Source organism: Pseudarcicella hirudinis (genome assembly GCF_900115665.1).
GTDB lineage: Bacteria > Bacteroidota > Bacteroidia > Cytophagales > Spirosomataceae > Pseudarcicella > Pseudarcicella hirudinis.
Window position 1 is genome coordinate 60,199 of record NZ_FOXH01000006.1, and the last position, 17,063, is coordinate 77,261.

Consider the following 17,063-nt stretch of genomic DNA (forward strand, 5'->3'; position numbering starts at 1 on the left):
TTAATTATTCGGAATCTTTTCCTGATACTTCAAGCCAGCTTGAATTTACATCCAGCCATGCTCCTCCTAAAATCTCATCTTCTGAAATTTTATGCTCCTCATTATCGAAATGCTTCAGAATCTTCTTCTTGGCATCTTTATCATTTGAGGATAGGAAATACTTTTTCTTTGCCATGATCTTTTAATTTGTTAGAGGTAAACTATTTCAGACAATCCAACAGAATAATCGGACTGCTCCAGCTCGAATCCTGAGAACTGTCATAGATCGGAGTATATTCCTTGTCACCACCCCGCAGGGTTTCGATCATATCATGACTAAGAATCTCTATTGCGCTGCCTTTACGGAAGGTTTGTCCTTCTGAAAATCCGGCAACTTTGCTCAATACGGAGGCTAAACATTTTTTCATAATCAAAAGCTCTTTGTTTTCACACAGCCTGGAACTTTAAAAATAATTTACAATTCAAAGGAGGCTGTTTATACAGATTTTACCAATGTTTTTCGACGAAATCGCTTCCGGCTTCGACGAAATTGATTTTTAGGATACTTTTTGTTCAGAGGTAAGACTTTACAGCTATTGCAATTTAAGTCCGGGTACTTTTCATATTCTTTACTTTGCCGACCGCTTCCAGAAATCTTTCATAAGGAATTGGTTTCGCCAGGTAATCGAGTACAGATAAATTATACTTTTTAAGAAATGACTCCGGATATGCGGTTGTCAGAATAAAAAAGTAATGCTTATCTTTCAATCTGTTCATCAGGTCTATTCCTGAATAACGCTGCATCTGAACGTCAAGAAAAACAATGTCAATAGGTTTATGAATTTCTTGTAAAGCCTCCATTGCTTCAATGACATTCTCATACTTCCCCAGCAACTCCAATCCTTGAGTCTGAGAAATATAATGCTCCAGAATATCCTGAGCAAGCGGTTCGTCATCAACTATGATACAGGTAATATTCACGCTAACAGGTTTTTATATGAGACTATTTAATCTCTAGTGTGCAGAAAATTCTGATGTAAGGAATAAAGCAACAATTGTAATTCTTAATCAATACTAAAATAATGTGACGCAACTCAATGTACAACAACTCGAACCATTGCTTGTATATTTCTGGTTTTTACTTTTTGATGAACCTTCATATGTAAATAAGGCAATAGTTTGTTTTCTTAGGTCAAGGCGAGGGTAAACAGATTTTTTCATGTGAGATAATGTTTAGTTATTTAAGTCATCTGCTAAATTGTTGAATCAAAGTGACCAAATATTCGGACCAATAAAAAACTAGTTCGACCAAAGTGATTATTTTGTCGATTAATATGGATTTACAGAGGTTGGCTTCGACGAAATTATTCAAAAAAGGATGTGTCTGAACAAATTCATAATATCGGGGAACAGAATTATAAACCCGAAAGTAGTATCTGATGGTGCAAAATGAAGAGATCCGAAAAGGATTATAATTTCAAAGACAGGTTTACGGTATAAGTATTTCTGGCATTTTCGATATGCAGTTTATGGCAGTCAGGATATAAAAGATCAAGTCTTTTACGGGTATTTTCTATCCCGATTCCCCCAAGATTAGAATTAATGGCCAGCTTATTTGAAGCCTGAGATGGCTTGTTGTTTGAAATAATGAAGGTCATTATGCCGTCCTGTACATCAAGGGAAATTTTAACCCATGATTGTATATCCAGCGTAATGTCGTTTACTCCATGTTTAAAAGCATTTTCTACAAAAGAGATCAGCAAAAGTGAAGGAATCATAAAACCCTCTATTTCACCGGAAGTTTCAAATTCCACCCTTACTTTTTTACCATATCTCAATTTTGCCAAATCCAGATAATCCAGAATAAAGTTTACTTCCTTCGACAAAGCTATTTTTTCGGCATTTGCTTCATACAAGGTATAACGCATCAATCCGGCCAGTTTCAAAATGACGCTTGCACTTTTATCATCTTTTTTGAGAATAAGGCTATAAACGTTATTGAGACTATTGAAAAGAAAATGAGGGTTTAACTGAGAACGCAAATAATTCAGCTCAAGCACCAGATTATCTCTTTCGAGTTTAAGTGTTTTATTGGATAATTCGGAAAAGGACTTTCCTAACTTTATCATCAAAGGAAGCAAGGCAGGCAAAAAAGCTTCAAAAAAGTTAAAAAACAGGTTCGATAAATCAAAAGTACTTCCCCACAAACCTTTATTAAGCATATCCATTTTAAAGGAATGAAGGGTATATTTTGTCGGCAGAAGCTGAAAGTGAATCATTGCCCAGGTAGAGTAATAATTCAGGACGCCGTACCAGATATACAAAACCAGAAGAAGCAGTAAAAAACTCAGGTAACGGCCCTTGAGCAACAATCTGGGAAAACCCCAATAAGCCAGTGTGTAAAAAAAAGTAATACTCAGGAGAAAATATAAAGACGCCACCAGCGTCCGATACATAAAAGACATATCGGAACGAACCTTCAAAAACTCCAAAAGATACATTAAAACCCAGAATACCACATGAATAACTACTCTGGCCTCCTTTTCTGAGTTTTGATAATAACTTAGTACTTTTTCCTGGATTTTTCTCATCCGTAAATCGTGTTAATAAATCAGAAGGGCAGAAAATTATTAATTTCAACAAGATAGACATTTTTGTTAAAATCACATTCTCCCGGGTCTTTTCAAAATTAATTTATAGGTTTTATATACTTGAAAACATTATCACGGAATTGCAGGCCAATCTGAATTTTAGCATTGTTATTTATTTCAATCATATTGCCATCTATGGCTTTAATGGCATCAATTCTGACAATATGAGATTTATGGACTCTTACAAACTGCTCCGAAGGCAGCGTTTCCTCCATTTTTTTCATTGTCATGTGTGTAATGATAACCTTCCCGTCTGTGATAATTTTAACGTAATCTCTCAATCCTTCCACAAACAAAATATCGTCAAAATCAACTCTGAGCAATTTACCGTTTTCTTTCACATACATACTCAAAAGTGAAACATTCACCTCTGGTTCTGCTTTCATTACAATGCTGCTGCCGGCAGGAACTGAAATGGTTGCCGGAGCTGTACTTTTCTGCGTTTTCTCTCTGACTTTCGTTACAGCCCTCAGAAAACGATCAAAAGAAATCGGTTTTACCAAAAAGTCTGTAACATCAAGATCGAAACCTTCTACGGCATAATCTGAAAAAGCGGTGGTAATAATGATAAAAGGACGCTTGCTAAGCGATTTAATCATGTCAATCCCCGAAATACGGGGCATATGAATATCGGTAAATATAATATCAACTTCATTCTGTGCGATATAATCCAATGCGCTAAAGGCATTATCGCAAACTGCTTCCAATACTAAATACGGGATTTTTTCAATGTAGATTTTAAGGATATCCTGAGCCGGTTCTTCGTCTTCAACGATGATACATTTTAGGAATTGACTCATCTTTATTGTCAGTTAGGAGTTAAATAAGCAAGAAAAACACAATACTGTCTATGCAATATTATTATTCGGATTTTTCAAAACCCTAAGATAGTACAACTTAGGAAAATTCAATATAAGAATGTGAAAATCCTGTTCGCAAATTACCATATATTCAATCAAAATTAATGCGCTCTTACAGGAAAATCGTTGTTTATCTTCTTTTCTTTGGAAAAGATATGAATCAGAGTCTTAAATTAGCCCGTTATTTGTAACCGTTCTCAGTCGCTCAATATACGTAATCTTATATATTATATTCTCCTGATTTTCAGTTTTTCTATCCGAAGAATCCCTGGAAAACCATGTATTACTCAGCTAAAATGGCTGTTCCTTTCTTTGCATATCCAAACTTCAAAACCATGGCTCTTACCCTATAAAACTCGTAATAAGAATATTGTTTAGTTTTAAAAAATCATGCATAAATAATTATTAATCAATCACATATATGAAAAAGAGTTGTGCGTCAGATGAGATATTTTAAGGGCAAAAAAAATGCTTATCAAATTTCGACAAGCATTTCCAACTTTACCCAAAACAAGTTTGAAAACGTGTTCCAGCACAATTTTCTCCGCCTGTTTTTATTAAACAATTACATACTGCTTCTTTTCTCTTTCTATTGCTATTGCTGTCCTCCGTTTCCGCCCTCTCCGGCTTTTACATCATCATTTTTAATTGATTTTGTCTTTTTGGGAGCGGTAAAAGTCATTTTACCAATTTTATAGCTAAATGTCAGTTTGATTCCCTGGTTCATCAGGTGCATACTGCTCAGCTGTGTAAACTGCGCTGAATTGAATTCTGAATTTACCTGAACTCCTCCGAAGAAATTTTCTCCGGCTATACCTATGCTCCCTTTTTTGTTGTTGAAATCTTTCTTAACCCCTAAAGAGTACATGTAAAAACTTCCCTGTATACCTTGCAATTGTACCTGATTTCCTCTCATTCCTCCAAAACCCTGAATGCCCCAGCCTTTTGGCAATTGAATCTGTGTCATTATTCTTCCTCCGATGACAAAACCTGAATTGCTGACCGCTACCGATTTTCCGGTTAAATCAGGCGTTTGTCCTTCCAGATAAGTATGATAAAGGTCAAATCCTCCGTTTATGCTCCATTTCGGGGTAATAGATACATTGGCAAAAACGTTTGTACCATAAACCTGCTCTCTCCCAATATTCTGGAAAGTAGTAATAACTGCTCCTGCGAGTGTATCTGATGGCGTACGGATTTGCGTAATAGAATTATCCGTCTGACGGCCAAATAATGAAACATTGAAATAGGTTTTGTTAATGTTTGTACTGAAGCCTAATTCAATATTATTAGTAAGTTCAGGTTTCAGGTTAGGATTTCCTACCGTGATATTCTGAGGGTTGGAAGCATTGAAATTCGGATTCAGCTGCTGTAATCCCGGTCTTTGGATTCTTCTGTTGTAGGAAAGTTTCAAAGTCGTACTTTCCCCAAGACTTTTAGAAATATTAATACTTGGAACAAGAGTACCATAAGTAGGAATTGTAATATCTCCCTGCTGGCTTTTCGCATTTATGGAAGTGTATTCATACCTGGAACCGATCTTAAAAGTATATTTACTCGGAGTAGTCAGGGTATATGAAAAGTACGTTCCGGCAATATTCTGGTCATAATTCAGAAAACCGGAAGGACGGGTTACATCTGTAATGTAACTGGCATTTGAGCTCCTGGAAAACAGATACTGATAGTCACTGTTGACTTGTCTGAAAATCCCTTTCACTCCAAATTCCAGAAGTTGATTCTTAGCCAAAGGTGTTTGATAATCTGTCTGAAAAGTGATTTCCTGATTGGTATTCAGGTTAACGTTTTTCTGACTGCTGGCCAAAGCGCCATCTTTATCCATCAAATTCGAAACAAAGTTATTAGTCAGGTTATTACGGCTGAATTGTCCTGAAACACTCCATTCCTGCTGCGGTTTGAATGTACGCAGGTAATCTACATTTACATCAATTGTTCCTGAATTGTCCTGGCTGTTCACCTGACGAAGTGCTGAAGAAGTAAGCAGGTTATCCGTAAAAATATTGGTCGTCTGGTCCTGATCCCGTTTGAAATTTCTCACACCATATCTTACACCTGCTGTCAGAGATTGTTTTGGTCCTAAATCATAGTCCAGACCAAGTGTATATTGTCCGAAAAGACCGTTATCAAACGCATCCGCTGTCTGGTTCGTCCGGACGTCTTTGCCATTCTGATTGGTTAACTGCTGTAAATCCGTAGTGGCTTTGTTATAAAATGCTCTGCCGAAACCTCCCAGGTTAATGCCCAGTTTGCCATTGCGATAACTCCCGTTTAAACCTAAGTTAGAACCCCTGTTTCCGATTCCTGAATCAACATTTAACGTTAAACCCTGTACTGTTGTTTTCTTTGTAATAATATTGATAATTCCACCGGAACCCTCTGCATCATACTTAGCTGATGGTGAAGTAATTACCTCTACAGATTTAATCATATCTGCCGGAATTTGTTTCAAGGCATCTGACACACTGCTTGCCACGATCGTAGAAGGTTTATTGTTGATGAGCACTCTGATATTCGAACTTCCTCTTAAAGAGATATTTCCATCCAGATCAACCGTAAGCATCGGTACTTTTCTCAGCACATCTGCTGCATCTCCTCCCTTTGCAGCAATGTCCTGCTCAGCATTATAAACCAGTCTGTCAACTTTCTCCTCAATAATCGATTTCTGACCGGTAACGGTTACTTCATCAAGCAGTTTAACATCCGGTTTCAGCTTTACAACGCCTAAATCCAAATCCTGGCCTTTCGCCAGTTGAATGTTATCAATGGTAGCATTGGAAAAACCGATGAAAGAAATCACGATTTTATACTCCCCTACTGCCAGTTTACTGAAAGTGAATTTTCCTTTATCATCCGCAGCCGTTCCGTCAACAACTTTGTTGGTCGCCTTATTATAAAGTACCACATTGGCAAATTCAACAGCTTTTGTCACAGAGGAATCTACGGCATATCCTGTAATTTTTGAATTACCTTTCGGAGCGGTTTCATTCATAACAGGACGGGGAGCAGTGCCTCCCGGGCGGCCAGCACCTTCACCAACAGGCATTTGTGAAAAGCCTGCGAAAGAAATACTTAAAAGTATGAGTAAAAAAGATAAACGTTTCATAATGCGATGGAGTTTGACGATTAAAGAAGAAATCGCTTACTGACTCTCAGAAATGTTCCCGGTTCGTTTTTGATTTCGATACAAATGAAAATCAAATCTCCGACTTACATTTTGCTAATAGACGTTCCAGGGAAAGTACTCTACCATCCGGCGAAATACCCGACCCGGCAGAAAGGCAGATTGAAAAAGGCAGTCTGTCGGATAAAATGGCCGGATTATATAATAAATAAGGGATGTCCTGATAAAGCGGGTTTGAAAAGAAGATTTATTATGCTTTTTAATGATATTTGATCCGTTTTATAAAATAGCGGGCAAATTTCCGGCTCCACTAAAGGTTATGCAATCATTCATCCAAAGAAACAGAATCCTTTTGCTTCACGTCTCCTTCTGGGGGCTGTATTTCTCATTCTTCTATTATCAGGTGAGTTCCCCGAAACATGGCGAAGAAATATCCTTTTTTAAGGCATTTATAGATTCTTTTGTTCAGGTAGGATTCGTAATGCTGGCAGCTTATACCAATTATTTCTTTTTTCTGCCCCGTTTTCTGAAAGACAAAAACTGGTTGAATTATCTTGTACAATTTTCAGTCTTTTTTATAATTTTAATGATTTGCTTTATCTGGACTAAGAGATATGTGATTCAATTGTTCTATGCACAGTTTATGCGCATGGGGTATTTTTCAAGTCAGATGTTCGTGGTACAGGTAACAATGGGAACCCTGTTTATCGTAATTTTCATTGGAATGCTCAGGTTTGCGGAAGACTGGTTTGAACTTGAAGCCAAGAAAAAAGAAGTGGAAAATGAAAAACTCATGGCAGAATTACGTTTTCTCAAAGCGCAGATTAACCCTCATTTTCTGTTCAATACCCTTAATAACCTATACTATCTTGCTTTTACACAATCCCCGAATACAACAGAAGTAATTGCAAAATTATCACAAATGATGCGTTATATGATTTATGATTCCAACCATCCCAAAGTACTTTTAAGCAAAGAACTGGAATATATGGAGAATTATATCAGTCTTGAAAAATTACGTCTCAATGATCAGATTCCGATAGAATTTGAAGTAAAAGGTCATACCAATGAAGTTTTGATTGTACCTTTAATTCTGATAACTTTTCTGGAAAATGCCTTTAAACACGGTGTAAGCAATAACGTGTCAGATGCATATGTGAAAGTAAATCTTACGCTGGATCATAAAAACTGTATTTATTCTGTAGAAAACAGTAAACTGCCTCCCAATACCTCAACGCTTCCGGAAAAATCGGGAATTGGTTTGCAAAACCTGCAAAGAAGACTTGAACTTAGTTATCCTGATAAATATGAGCTGGAGATCCGGGATCAGCCTCTTTATTATGCCGTGACGTTAAAACTACAATTATAATGAATCTAACCTGTCTGATAGTAGAAGACGAACCTCTGGCCAGAAGCCTGCTGGAACAATATGTTCAGAAAGTACCTTATCTTCAATTGGTTAAGGCCTGTTCCAATCCACTTGAAGGCATAGAATTTCTAAGAAACAATACGGTCGATATTCTGTTCCTGGATGTACAAATGCCGGAAATTACAGGGATTACTGTGCTCAAGATTCTGCAAAAAAAACCATTGGTTATTCTCACAACCGCTTATTCGGAATATGCACTGGAAGGTTATGAACTGGATGTACTGGATTATCTGCTGAAACCCATCACTTTCGAAAGGTTCCTGAAAGCTGTTGAAAAAGCTTCTCAAAGATTGAGTCAGTCTGTAAGCCCGGTAATTGTTCAGGAAAAAATTGTAAAAGAAATTTCCCTTAGCTCCGAAGGAACACAGCCTTTTATATTTGTAAAAGATGGCACGAAATTGGTTAAGATTCGACTGAATGAAATCATGTTTGTAGAAGGGCTGAAAGATTATGTGTCGATACACACCATTCAGCAGAAAATTGTCACACTGCAAACCATGAAATCTCTTGAAAGTCAATTGCCTGACAGTCAGTTTGTAAGAATACACAACTCTTATATAGTTGCACTTGAATGGATTGATGCGATTCATAAAGAAAAAGTGCAGATCGGGAAAGAGTTCTTACCAATCAGTGATACTTACAGAAAATCATTTAAAGAATTTATAGACCGGAATAACCTTTCCTGAATTTATATTTCTGAACCTGTGAAGCCAGCTGCTCATCAGTTCCTGAAAAATAAGTAATCGATTACTGATTAACCATGACATAGATCATTCATTTCATTAGTACATTTGAGCATTGTCTTTACCTTTAAGTACTATGAATTGTTGAGGTCTATCTTATTAACAGATTACTCTTTAAAGGTCTCCTTATAAGCAGTATAATTAACGAAGTAAAAAAAGCCTTTGTAAAAGAATGGTTGGCACTTAATATGGGTTCATCGACAAAAAATACGACTTAGTCTCAATAGTTTACTATTTCAAACTAATACGGGACAAGAGGCATTTTTAAAAAGATTAAATTCGCAAGATTTTTCATTAGCATCCGAAAAAATAAACCAACAATGAGGAAAGTAAGAGTTCTCCCAATGCTAAAAATTGGGGCTTCAATGTGTTTTCTTATGGCTAGCTGCCACAGTAAAAAACCACAGACACCGTCAGATAAAAAAGATGATCAACCTATCATAGTGGATGTGCTTGTGGCGAAAGCCCAAAATGTAAATAATATTGTTGAAACAAACGGTTCTATCATTGCCAGTGAATTTGTTGAACTGCATCCGGAAGTCAGCGGAAGAATCATATATTTAAATATTCAGGAAGGAACGATCGTTAAAGAAGGAACGGTTTTAGCACGTGTAAATGATGCCGATTTACAGGCTCAGTATGCCAAAACGAAAGTGCTTCTTGATTTAGCCGTAAAAACAGAACAGCGTCTTGCCAAATTAATCTCTATAAACGGTGTAAACCAGAGTGATTATGATACAGCTCTCAATCAGGTAAATTCCTTAAAAGCTGATCTTGCTTACACGCAGGTTCTTATTGATAAAACAGTTATTAAAGCACCTTTCTCAGGCGTGCTAGGTCTGCGTCAGGTAAGCCCGGGAGCCTACGTTACATCAGCCAATATTATAGCTACGATTCAACAGGTCAATAAATTAAAGGTTGATTTTACACTTCCTGAAGAATATTCAAATTCAATCAGAAAAGGCTCATCCGTAGAGATTGAGACAGATGTCATCAAACATTCCCGTTGTCAGGCAGTTGTAGTGGCAAAGGAGCCTCAGATAAACCTTACCACCAGAAACCTGAAAGTAAGAGCTCTTTTACCTGCATGTGATGTAAATCCGGGTACTTTTGTGAAAGTTTATATCAATACCGGATCAGATAAAAACAGCATCATGGTTCCGACCAATGCCATTATTCCGGATGATAAAAATAAGAAACTGGTGGTAATTCATGGTGGAAAATCACAATATACAAACGTAGAAACCGGTGTAAGAAAAGCAGGAGTTGTTGAAATAACCAGCGGTCTGACTGAAGGAGATACAGTAGTTGTAGAAGGAGTCCTTTTCGCCAGACCAGACAAGCCTGTTAAAATCAGAAGTGTAAAATAAGATTTGTAGGCCCGGGACAAAGACATCATTTCACTCGGAATCCGATAAAATTCCCAGGTTTTAGTCCCGAAACTTTGTCAATAAACAGAAGATCTTTTCCATGAATATTTCAGAATTATCATTAAAAAGACCCGTACTGGCAACCGTCATGAATATCCTGATTATTCTGTTCGGTGTCGTGGGATTTACGTTTCTCGCCGTTCGGGATTACCCGGCTATTGACCCTCCGATTGTTACGGTTAATACATCTTATACTGGTGCGAATGCCGATATTATAGAAAATCAGATTACAGAACCCCTTGAGAAACAAATCAATGGTATTCCAGGGATTCGTTCCATTACTTCTTCAAGTTCTTTGGGAAGCAGTTTTATTACCGTTGAATTTAACCTTGATGTTCAGCTGGAAGCAGCTGCCAGTGACGTACGGGACAAAGTCGGCCAGGCTGTCAGAAACCTTCCGCAGGATATTGATGCTCCTCCGGTTGTTTCCAAAGCAGATGCCAACAGTGATTTTATCCTCCTGCTGGCTATTCAAAGCCGGACAAAAGGTTTACTGGAATTAAGTGATTATGCAGAAAATGTTTTACAGCAGCGTTTCCAAACCATCAATGACGTAAGTGGTGTAAACATTCTTGGTCAAAAACGTTATGCCATGCGTATCTGGTTGAAACCGGATAAAATGAACGCTTTCGGTTTATCATTTACAGATATTCAAACAGCTTTAGCTAAAGAAAACGTAGAAATCCCTGCCGGAAAAATTTACGGAAATAACACCGAAATGACCATCCGTGCCCTGGGAAGATTAACTACGGAACAGCAGTTTCGTGATCTGATTATTCAGGAAACCGATCAGGGAATTATTCGTCTGGGTGATATCGCCTCTATAGAACTTGGCCCGGAAAACCTGGAACAAAGCTGGAAATACAATGGCGTGTATGCAGTGGGTCTGGCGGTAGTACCACAGCCTGGAGCGAATTACATTAAAATTGCAGATGAGTTCAACAAAAGATTACAGGAAATTGAAAAGGAAAATAAATCTGACATTCAATTTAAATTATTGATTGACAATACGAAAAACGTTCGCCGTTCACTGGAGGAAGTTGAAGAAACGCTTATCATTTCATTCGGATTGGTGGTATTGGTTATCTTCTTCTTCTTTAGAAACTGGCTCATTGCTATTCGTCCGTTAATTGATATTCCTATTTCCCTGATTGCGACATTCTTCGTGATGTATCTTGCTGGTTTTACGATCAACGTACTTACACTTTTAGCCATAGTTCTGGCAACAGGTCTCGTAGTGGATGACGGGATTGTTGTCACCGAAAATATTTTCCGGAAACTCGAACAGGGCTTCCCGATCCGGAAAGCTGCATTGGAAGGAAGTAAGGAGATTTTCTTTGCCGTTATTTCTACCTCACTCACTTTGGCCGTTGTGTTTCTTCCGGTTATTTTCTTGCAGGGCTTTGTGGGCAGTTTGTTTAGGGAATTTGGTATCGTAGTCGCCGGAGCTGTATTGATATCTGCCTTTGTATCACTGACGATTACCCCCGTTCTGAATGTTTATCTTAACAGAAAAGATGCGGGACATGGCTGGCTTTATAATAAAACAGAACCATTCTTTACAGGAATGGAAAGTGGTTATAAAGGTTTCCTGAAAAGCTTTATGAAAGTTCGCTGGATGGCCTGGGTTGTTGTGGCAATCTGTGGTGGTCTGATTTATTTCTCAGGAAAAAACCTCCAGAGTGAAATTGCTCCGATGGAAGATAAAAGCAGTGTGCGTTTCTCTATGACCGCCCCTGAAGGCTCCAGTTATACATATATGCAGGATGTTTCGGATAGATTAACCAACTTTCTGAATGATTCTATCCCAGAAAGAGAGTTCGTTTTTAATGCCGTACCTGGTTTTGGAGGTAATGGAGGAGCGAATACTTCTATTGCACGCATCGGTCTGGTAGATCCTGATAAGCGTACCAGAAGTCAGGATGATATTGCAAAAATGCTGAACAAAAAAGTAAGCAAATTCAACAATGCCCGGATTTTCGGTATTCAGGAACAAACCATTTCAGTAGGTTTGGGTTCCAGAGGTAGTTTACCGGTTCAGTTTGTTATCCAGAATATTGACCTGGCAAAAATCAAAGATGCTGTTCCTAAATTCCTGGAAGCAGCCAGAAATGAGAAAACTTTCCAAAACGTCGATGTAAACCTGAAATTCAATAAACCTGAAATCCTGATGACTTTCGACAGGATCAAAATCAAGGATTTAGGGTTAAGTACGCAAGACGTAGTAAGTGCGGTTCAGGGTGCATTCAGTGGTAGAAGATTAGCTTATTTCACCATGAATGGACGCCAGTATCAGGTAATTGCACAGGTTGAACGGAAAGACAGAAGTGAACCCAATGACATAGAAAACCTCTTTGTCACCAATTCACGCGGGGAGAGAATTCCTTTAAGTGCTGTGGTAAAAATTGAAGAAAGCAGTAACCCTTCAACCCTTTATCACTTCAACCGCTTAAAATCAGCAACGATTTCTGCCTCACTTGCTGAAGGCAAAACCATTGGTGATGGGGTAAAAGCGATGCAGGCAATTGCTTCGAAAGTACTGGATAATTCTTTCCAGACTTCATTAAACGGTCCTTCAAGAGATTATGCAGAAAGCTCCTCAAATACTTCTTTTGCATTTGGACTGGCACTTGCTTTGATTTATCTGTTGCTGGCGGCTCAGTTTGAAAGCTTTAAAGATCCGTTTATCATCATGGTTACTGTGCCATTGGCATTGGCAGGAGCTTTGGGCAGTTTATGGCTTTTCGGACAGACACTTAATATTTTCTCACAGATTGGTATGATTATGCTGATTGGTCTGGTGACCAAAAACGGTATTTTAATTGTAGAATTTGCAAACCAGAAACGAGAGGAAGGAATGCCTAAAATGCAGGCAGTGGTTGAAGCTGCAACCCAGCGTCTTCGTCCTATTCTGATGACCAGCCTTGCCACGGCTCTGGGAGCATTGCCGATTGCATTAAGTCTTGGAGCTGCATCTACCAGCCGTATTCCGCTTGGTATTGTGGTTGTAGGTGGAATTATGTTCTCCCTGATTCTGACACTTTTGGTTATTCCTGCAGTTTATACATTTATTTCCAGTCATCACCACAAAGCGGAATCGCTTGAGGTTGAAGAAGAAGAAGAACAGCAACAAGAGTTTGACAGCTCTGCCTTGAGAAATTGAAATTATATATGAGAACTCTTTTAGCATACCGAAAGTACGCATTTTACCTATTGACGCTGGTTCCGTCTTTATCATTCGGACAGCAACGTCTGACACTCAATGAAGCGATTGAAACTGCCTTAAAAAACAGTTTGGATATACAGATTTCCAAAAACAATCTTTCTGTAAGTGCAATCAATAATCACATTGGTGTGGCAGGAGGATTACCAACGGTAGTAGGTTCCGGATCAAATACAGAACAAATTACCACACTTAATCAGGAATTGAGTAATGGTACCTCAACCGATAAAACCGGAGTTGCCGCCAATAACCTGAATATGAGTGTCACCGGAACATATCTGCTGTATAATGGCTACCGGGTTGTAACTACCAAGAAAAGGTTAGAGGAATTACAGAAACTAAATGAACAACAGCTTAATTCTTCTGTACAAACAGTTATTGCGAATGTAATGCTGAAATATTACGCCGTGGTGCAGCAGCAGAGTGTTCTTACTACCCTGAACCGTTCCATTGATGTTTCTAAGGAAAAATTACAGGTAATTGAAACCAGACGAAGTGTTGGTATGTCTAATGATGCTGATCTTTTTCAGGCTCAGCTCGACCTGAATGCACAGATTCAGGCACTTCAAACCCAAAAGATTATTATTGCACAGGCAAAAACTGATCTTTTAAGGACGTTGACCATTAATCCTGATTCAGCGGTGGAAGTTTCGGATACGATTCTGGTTGATAAAGCTGTTCTTTGGGAGGATATTAAGGGCAGCCTTTACAAAAACCCGGACGTTCTTGCGGCAGATCAGCAAATCAATGTGAATAAACTTCTGGAAAAAGAAGCAAATGCCAGAAGATATCCATCTCTTAGCGCTATCGCAGGTTTTAACTACGGAAGAAGCCAGAGTGCTGCGGGTTTTACTTTATTGAACCAAACTTACGGGCCAACCGTCGGAATAAACCTTTCTGTACCGATTTATGCCGGAACTACAGTATTACGTCAGGTGCAGATTGCAGGAGTAAATACACAAACTGCTCGTTTACAAAAAGAAATTATTACCCAGAATTACCTGGCCAATGCTGCGAAAGCCTGGCAGGCCTATACAAATACCCTTCAATTGGTAGAAGCAGAGCAAAAGAATTATGATCTTTCCGGAAAACTTCTTCAATTAATGACACAGCGTTTTGAACTTGGACAAGCTACGGTTGTGGACGTAAAACTGGCACAGCAGACTTATGAAAATTCAGGTTACCGATTAATAAATCTCAATTATACAGCTAAATCTGCTGAGATTACACTCAAGCAGCTGGCTTACAGACTAAGCAACAATTAACATAAAGAAGGCTCCTTGTGAAGGAGCCTTCTTTATGTAACACTAAAATCCCGTCTTTTTGGAACGCATGGCTTTTACGACTTTCAGATTTTTGTCATGAGAAAATTACCGGTAATTAGTCGTGTGAACTTTCATTTTACAGATCTTTCAGAAAAGGCTTTTATTTAATTAAATCCAGATCAGGCTGGGCGTATTTATACACTTTCATGTACATGGTAGTCTTAGTCTGGTACACTCCTTCTATTTTAGCAATCTGCTGATTGACAAACTGGTGCAGCTGCTCATTATCCTTGCACATCACATCAACCTCGATATCAAAATCTCCGGAGGTAATCGCCAGAAAACTTACTTCCCGCATTTCCATTAATTGCTGGGCAATTCCGGGAATCATATGTGCCGGCCGGACAGAAACTGAAATATTTGCATAAGCATTAAAACCGACTTTCTGCGGATTTACCCTGCCTACAATCTGAATGGTTTTATCATCAAGTAATTTGGTAACCCTCGTTCTGACATTACTGATAGAAACATTCAGTTTCTCCGCCACTTCGGTAAAAGAAGCTCTCCCATCCTTCTGAAGTTCTTTCAGAATTGAAAAGTCAAGCTCGTCTAGATTCACAGCATCCATAAAACAAATTTTACTTTTTTAAGATCTATATTTGCAAATTTTATATTTAAAAACTAATTTGAATTAAATTTTGCAAAAATAGATGAATTTTAAAATTATTTTTACAAAACCACATTTTTTATGAGTAGAAACCCTCAGAGCAGGGAGCATTTGTTATTTTGAATCGAAACAAGCGTTTTTTCCAAAAACTTTTATCTCACATCTCTTAAACAATGTTTACTCATGAGTTCAGAACTCAAATATTCCAATGTAAAAAACTATATCGATGGTGCATGGGTCAACTCTGACACAAATCGATGGCTGGACGTTTACTCTCCGCTGGACGGCAAGATAATCTCCCAGGTGGCCTTGTCTTCTTATGAGGATTTGGATGCCGCCGTTATCAGTGCTAAAAACGCCCTGAAAACCTGGTCAAAGGTACCAATTAAGGAAAGAGTTCAGATTTTCTTCAAATATAAAACCTTATTGGAAGCTAATATCGCTGAGTTATCGGCTCTGGTTCATGAAGAAAACGGAAAAACCATTGATGAAGCAAGAGCAGAAATTGAGAAAAGCATTGAACTGACAGAATTTGCCTGTTCTCTGCCACAACTGGTTCAGGGTGAAGTAATGGAAGTAAGCAGAGGTGTTGAATGCCGTACTGAGCGGGTGCCTGTGGGAGTTGTGGCCTCTATTGTCCCTTTTAATTTTCCAAGTATGGTGCCAAACTGGACCATTCCTAATGCCCTGGCACTTGGAAACACGATGATTATCAAGCCTTCGGAGGTAGTACCGCTGAGTGTTACAAAAATTGCAGAACTTTTGAAAGAAGCGGGTTTACCCAAAGGCGTTTTTAATATTGTTAACGGAGACCGCGAAATTGTGGAAGCCATCTGCGATCATCCCGGAATCGATGCCGTTTCCTTTGTGGGCTCTACAAAAGTGGCCAAACTGGTTTACCAGAGGAGTACTTCACATTTGAAACGTTGTCTGGCATTAGGCGGAGCGAAAAATCATTTACTTGTTCTTCCGGATGCAAATCCCGGAATGACAGCTTCCAATGTATTCGCCTCGATGTCTGGTTGTGCCGGACAGCGTTGTATGGCTGCTTCCGCTATGGTAGCAGTTGGCGAAACGGATCATATTATCAAACAATTGTGCGAAGAAGCGCAAAAGGCTGTTGTCGGGCAACACATTGGTGCTGTTATTTCCAAACAGGCGAAAGAGCGTATTGAAAGATACATCACAGAGGCTGAAAGTCAGGGTGCCAGCATATTGGTTGATGGCAGAAGTCCTGTTGTGAAAGGAAAAGAAGAAGGATATTACGTCGGACCAACCATTATTGACTATGCTACACCCGATATGGCAGTAACAAGAGAGGAAATATTCGGTCCGGTTCTGGCAATTATCAGGTCAAAAAGCCTGGAAGATGCCTTAAAAATTGAAAATGATAATCCTTATGGTAATGCAGCATCTGTTTTCACACAAAGCGGCGGGGCAGCCAGATATGTTGCAGAGCATGCGAATGCTGGAATGATTGGTGTAAATATCGGCGTGCCAGTACCCAGAGAGCCTTTTTCTTTCGGTGGATGGAACGAGTCAAGATTCGGTGTTGGTGATATAACCGGGAAGAGTTCGATTGAATTCTGGACAAAACTTAAGAAAACTACCGTAAAATGGAATCCGGAGGCTGGTGTGAACTGGATGAGCTAATTCCGGAAACTGCTCAGTGAAAAC

The 17,063-nt window shown here is 38.7% G+C and carries 13 protein-coding genes; 6 read left to right on the top strand and 7 right to left on the bottom strand.

What is annotated here, in order from left to right:
• Window positions 1–4: 4 nt before the first annotated feature.
• The 6 genes from BM179_RS25315 to BM179_RS12145 all read right to left on the bottom strand — a co-directional run bounded on the left by BM179_RS25315 (window position 5) and on the right by BM179_RS12145 (window position 6,611).
• The gene (locus BM179_RS25315) at window positions 5–175 is read right to left on the bottom strand and encodes a hypothetical protein (RefSeq protein ID WP_177219378.1); all 171 of its coding nucleotides are present in this window, start codon (window positions 173–175) and stop codon (window positions 5–7) included.
• 25 nt (window positions 176–200) lie between these two features.
• Window positions 201–407 (bottom strand): hypothetical protein, encoded by a 207-nt coding sequence (locus BM179_RS12125; RefSeq protein ID WP_092017152.1) that lies wholly within the window; start codon window positions 405–407, stop codon window positions 201–203.
• Between the two features lie 175 nt (window positions 408–582).
• Complete coding sequence (locus BM179_RS12130) at window positions 583–960, bottom strand: LytR/AlgR family response regulator transcription factor (protein WP_092017154.1); 378 nt, start codon at window positions 958–960, stop codon at window positions 583–585.
• A gap of 488 nt (window positions 961–1,448) precedes the next feature.
• Window positions 1,449–2,570, bottom strand: coding sequence for a sensor histidine kinase (locus BM179_RS12135; RefSeq protein ID WP_092017156.1), 1,122 nt, complete (start codon window positions 2,568–2,570; stop codon window positions 1,449–1,451).
• Window positions 2,571–2,668: 98 nt separating this feature from the next.
• The gene (locus tag BM179_RS12140; RefSeq protein WP_092017158.1) at window positions 2,669–3,430 is read right to left on the bottom strand and encodes a LytR/AlgR family response regulator transcription factor; all 762 of its coding nucleotides are present in this window, start codon (window positions 3,428–3,430) and stop codon (window positions 2,669–2,671) included.
• Between the two features lie 655 nt (window positions 3,431–4,085).
• On the bottom strand, window positions 4,086–6,611 hold the full coding sequence (locus tag BM179_RS12145) for a TonB-dependent receptor (protein WP_092017160.1): 2,526 nt from the start codon (window positions 6,609–6,611) through the stop codon (window positions 4,086–4,088).
• A 337-nt stretch (window positions 6,612–6,948) separates the two neighbouring features.
• Between BM179_RS12145 and BM179_RS12155 the strand changes: the two genes are divergently transcribed.
• The 5 genes from BM179_RS12155 to BM179_RS12175 all read left to right on the top strand — a co-directional run bounded on the left by BM179_RS12155 (window position 6,949) and on the right by BM179_RS12175 (window position 14,719).
• Window positions 6,949–7,998: a sensor histidine kinase gene (locus BM179_RS12155; protein ID WP_092017594.1), complete on the top strand. Its 1,050-nt coding sequence runs from the start codon at window positions 6,949–6,951 to the stop codon at window positions 7,996–7,998.
• The gene (locus BM179_RS12160; protein WP_092017164.1) at window positions 7,998–8,744 is read left to right on the top strand and encodes a LytR/AlgR family response regulator transcription factor; all 747 of its coding nucleotides are present in this window, start codon (window positions 7,998–8,000) and stop codon (window positions 8,742–8,744) included. The genes BM179_RS12155 and BM179_RS12160 overlap by 1 nt, the downstream gene beginning before the upstream one ends.
• Window positions 8,745–9,178: 434 nt before the next feature.
• On the top strand, window positions 9,179–10,171 hold the full coding sequence (locus BM179_RS12165; RefSeq protein WP_218159211.1) for an efflux RND transporter periplasmic adaptor subunit: 993 nt from the start codon (window positions 9,179–9,181) through the stop codon (window positions 10,169–10,171).
• Between the two features lie 100 nt (window positions 10,172–10,271).
• The gene (locus BM179_RS12170) at window positions 10,272–13,394 is read left to right on the top strand and encodes an efflux RND transporter permease subunit (RefSeq protein ID WP_092017166.1); all 3,123 of its coding nucleotides are present in this window, start codon (window positions 10,272–10,274) and stop codon (window positions 13,392–13,394) included.
• Between the two features lie 8 nt (window positions 13,395–13,402).
• The gene (locus BM179_RS12175; RefSeq protein ID WP_092017168.1) at window positions 13,403–14,719 is read left to right on the top strand and encodes a TolC family protein; all 1,317 of its coding nucleotides are present in this window, start codon (window positions 13,403–13,405) and stop codon (window positions 14,717–14,719) included.
• A 160-nt stretch (window positions 14,720–14,879) separates the two neighbouring features.
• Here the strand turns inward: BM179_RS12175 and BM179_RS12180 are convergent, their stop codons facing one another.
• Window positions 14,880–15,347, bottom strand: a complete 468-nt coding sequence (locus BM179_RS12180; protein WP_092017174.1) for an Lrp/AsnC family transcriptional regulator — start codon at window positions 15,345–15,347, stop codon at window positions 14,880–14,882.
• A 222-nt stretch (window positions 15,348–15,569) separates the two neighbouring features.
• Here BM179_RS12180 and BM179_RS12185 point away from each other — a divergent pair, with 222 nt between their 5' ends.
• Complete coding sequence (locus tag BM179_RS12185) at window positions 15,570–17,039, top strand: CoA-acylating methylmalonate-semialdehyde dehydrogenase (protein WP_092017178.1); 1,470 nt, start codon at window positions 15,570–15,572, stop codon at window positions 17,037–17,039.
• The last annotated feature ends 24 nt before the right edge of the window (window positions 17,040–17,063 follow it).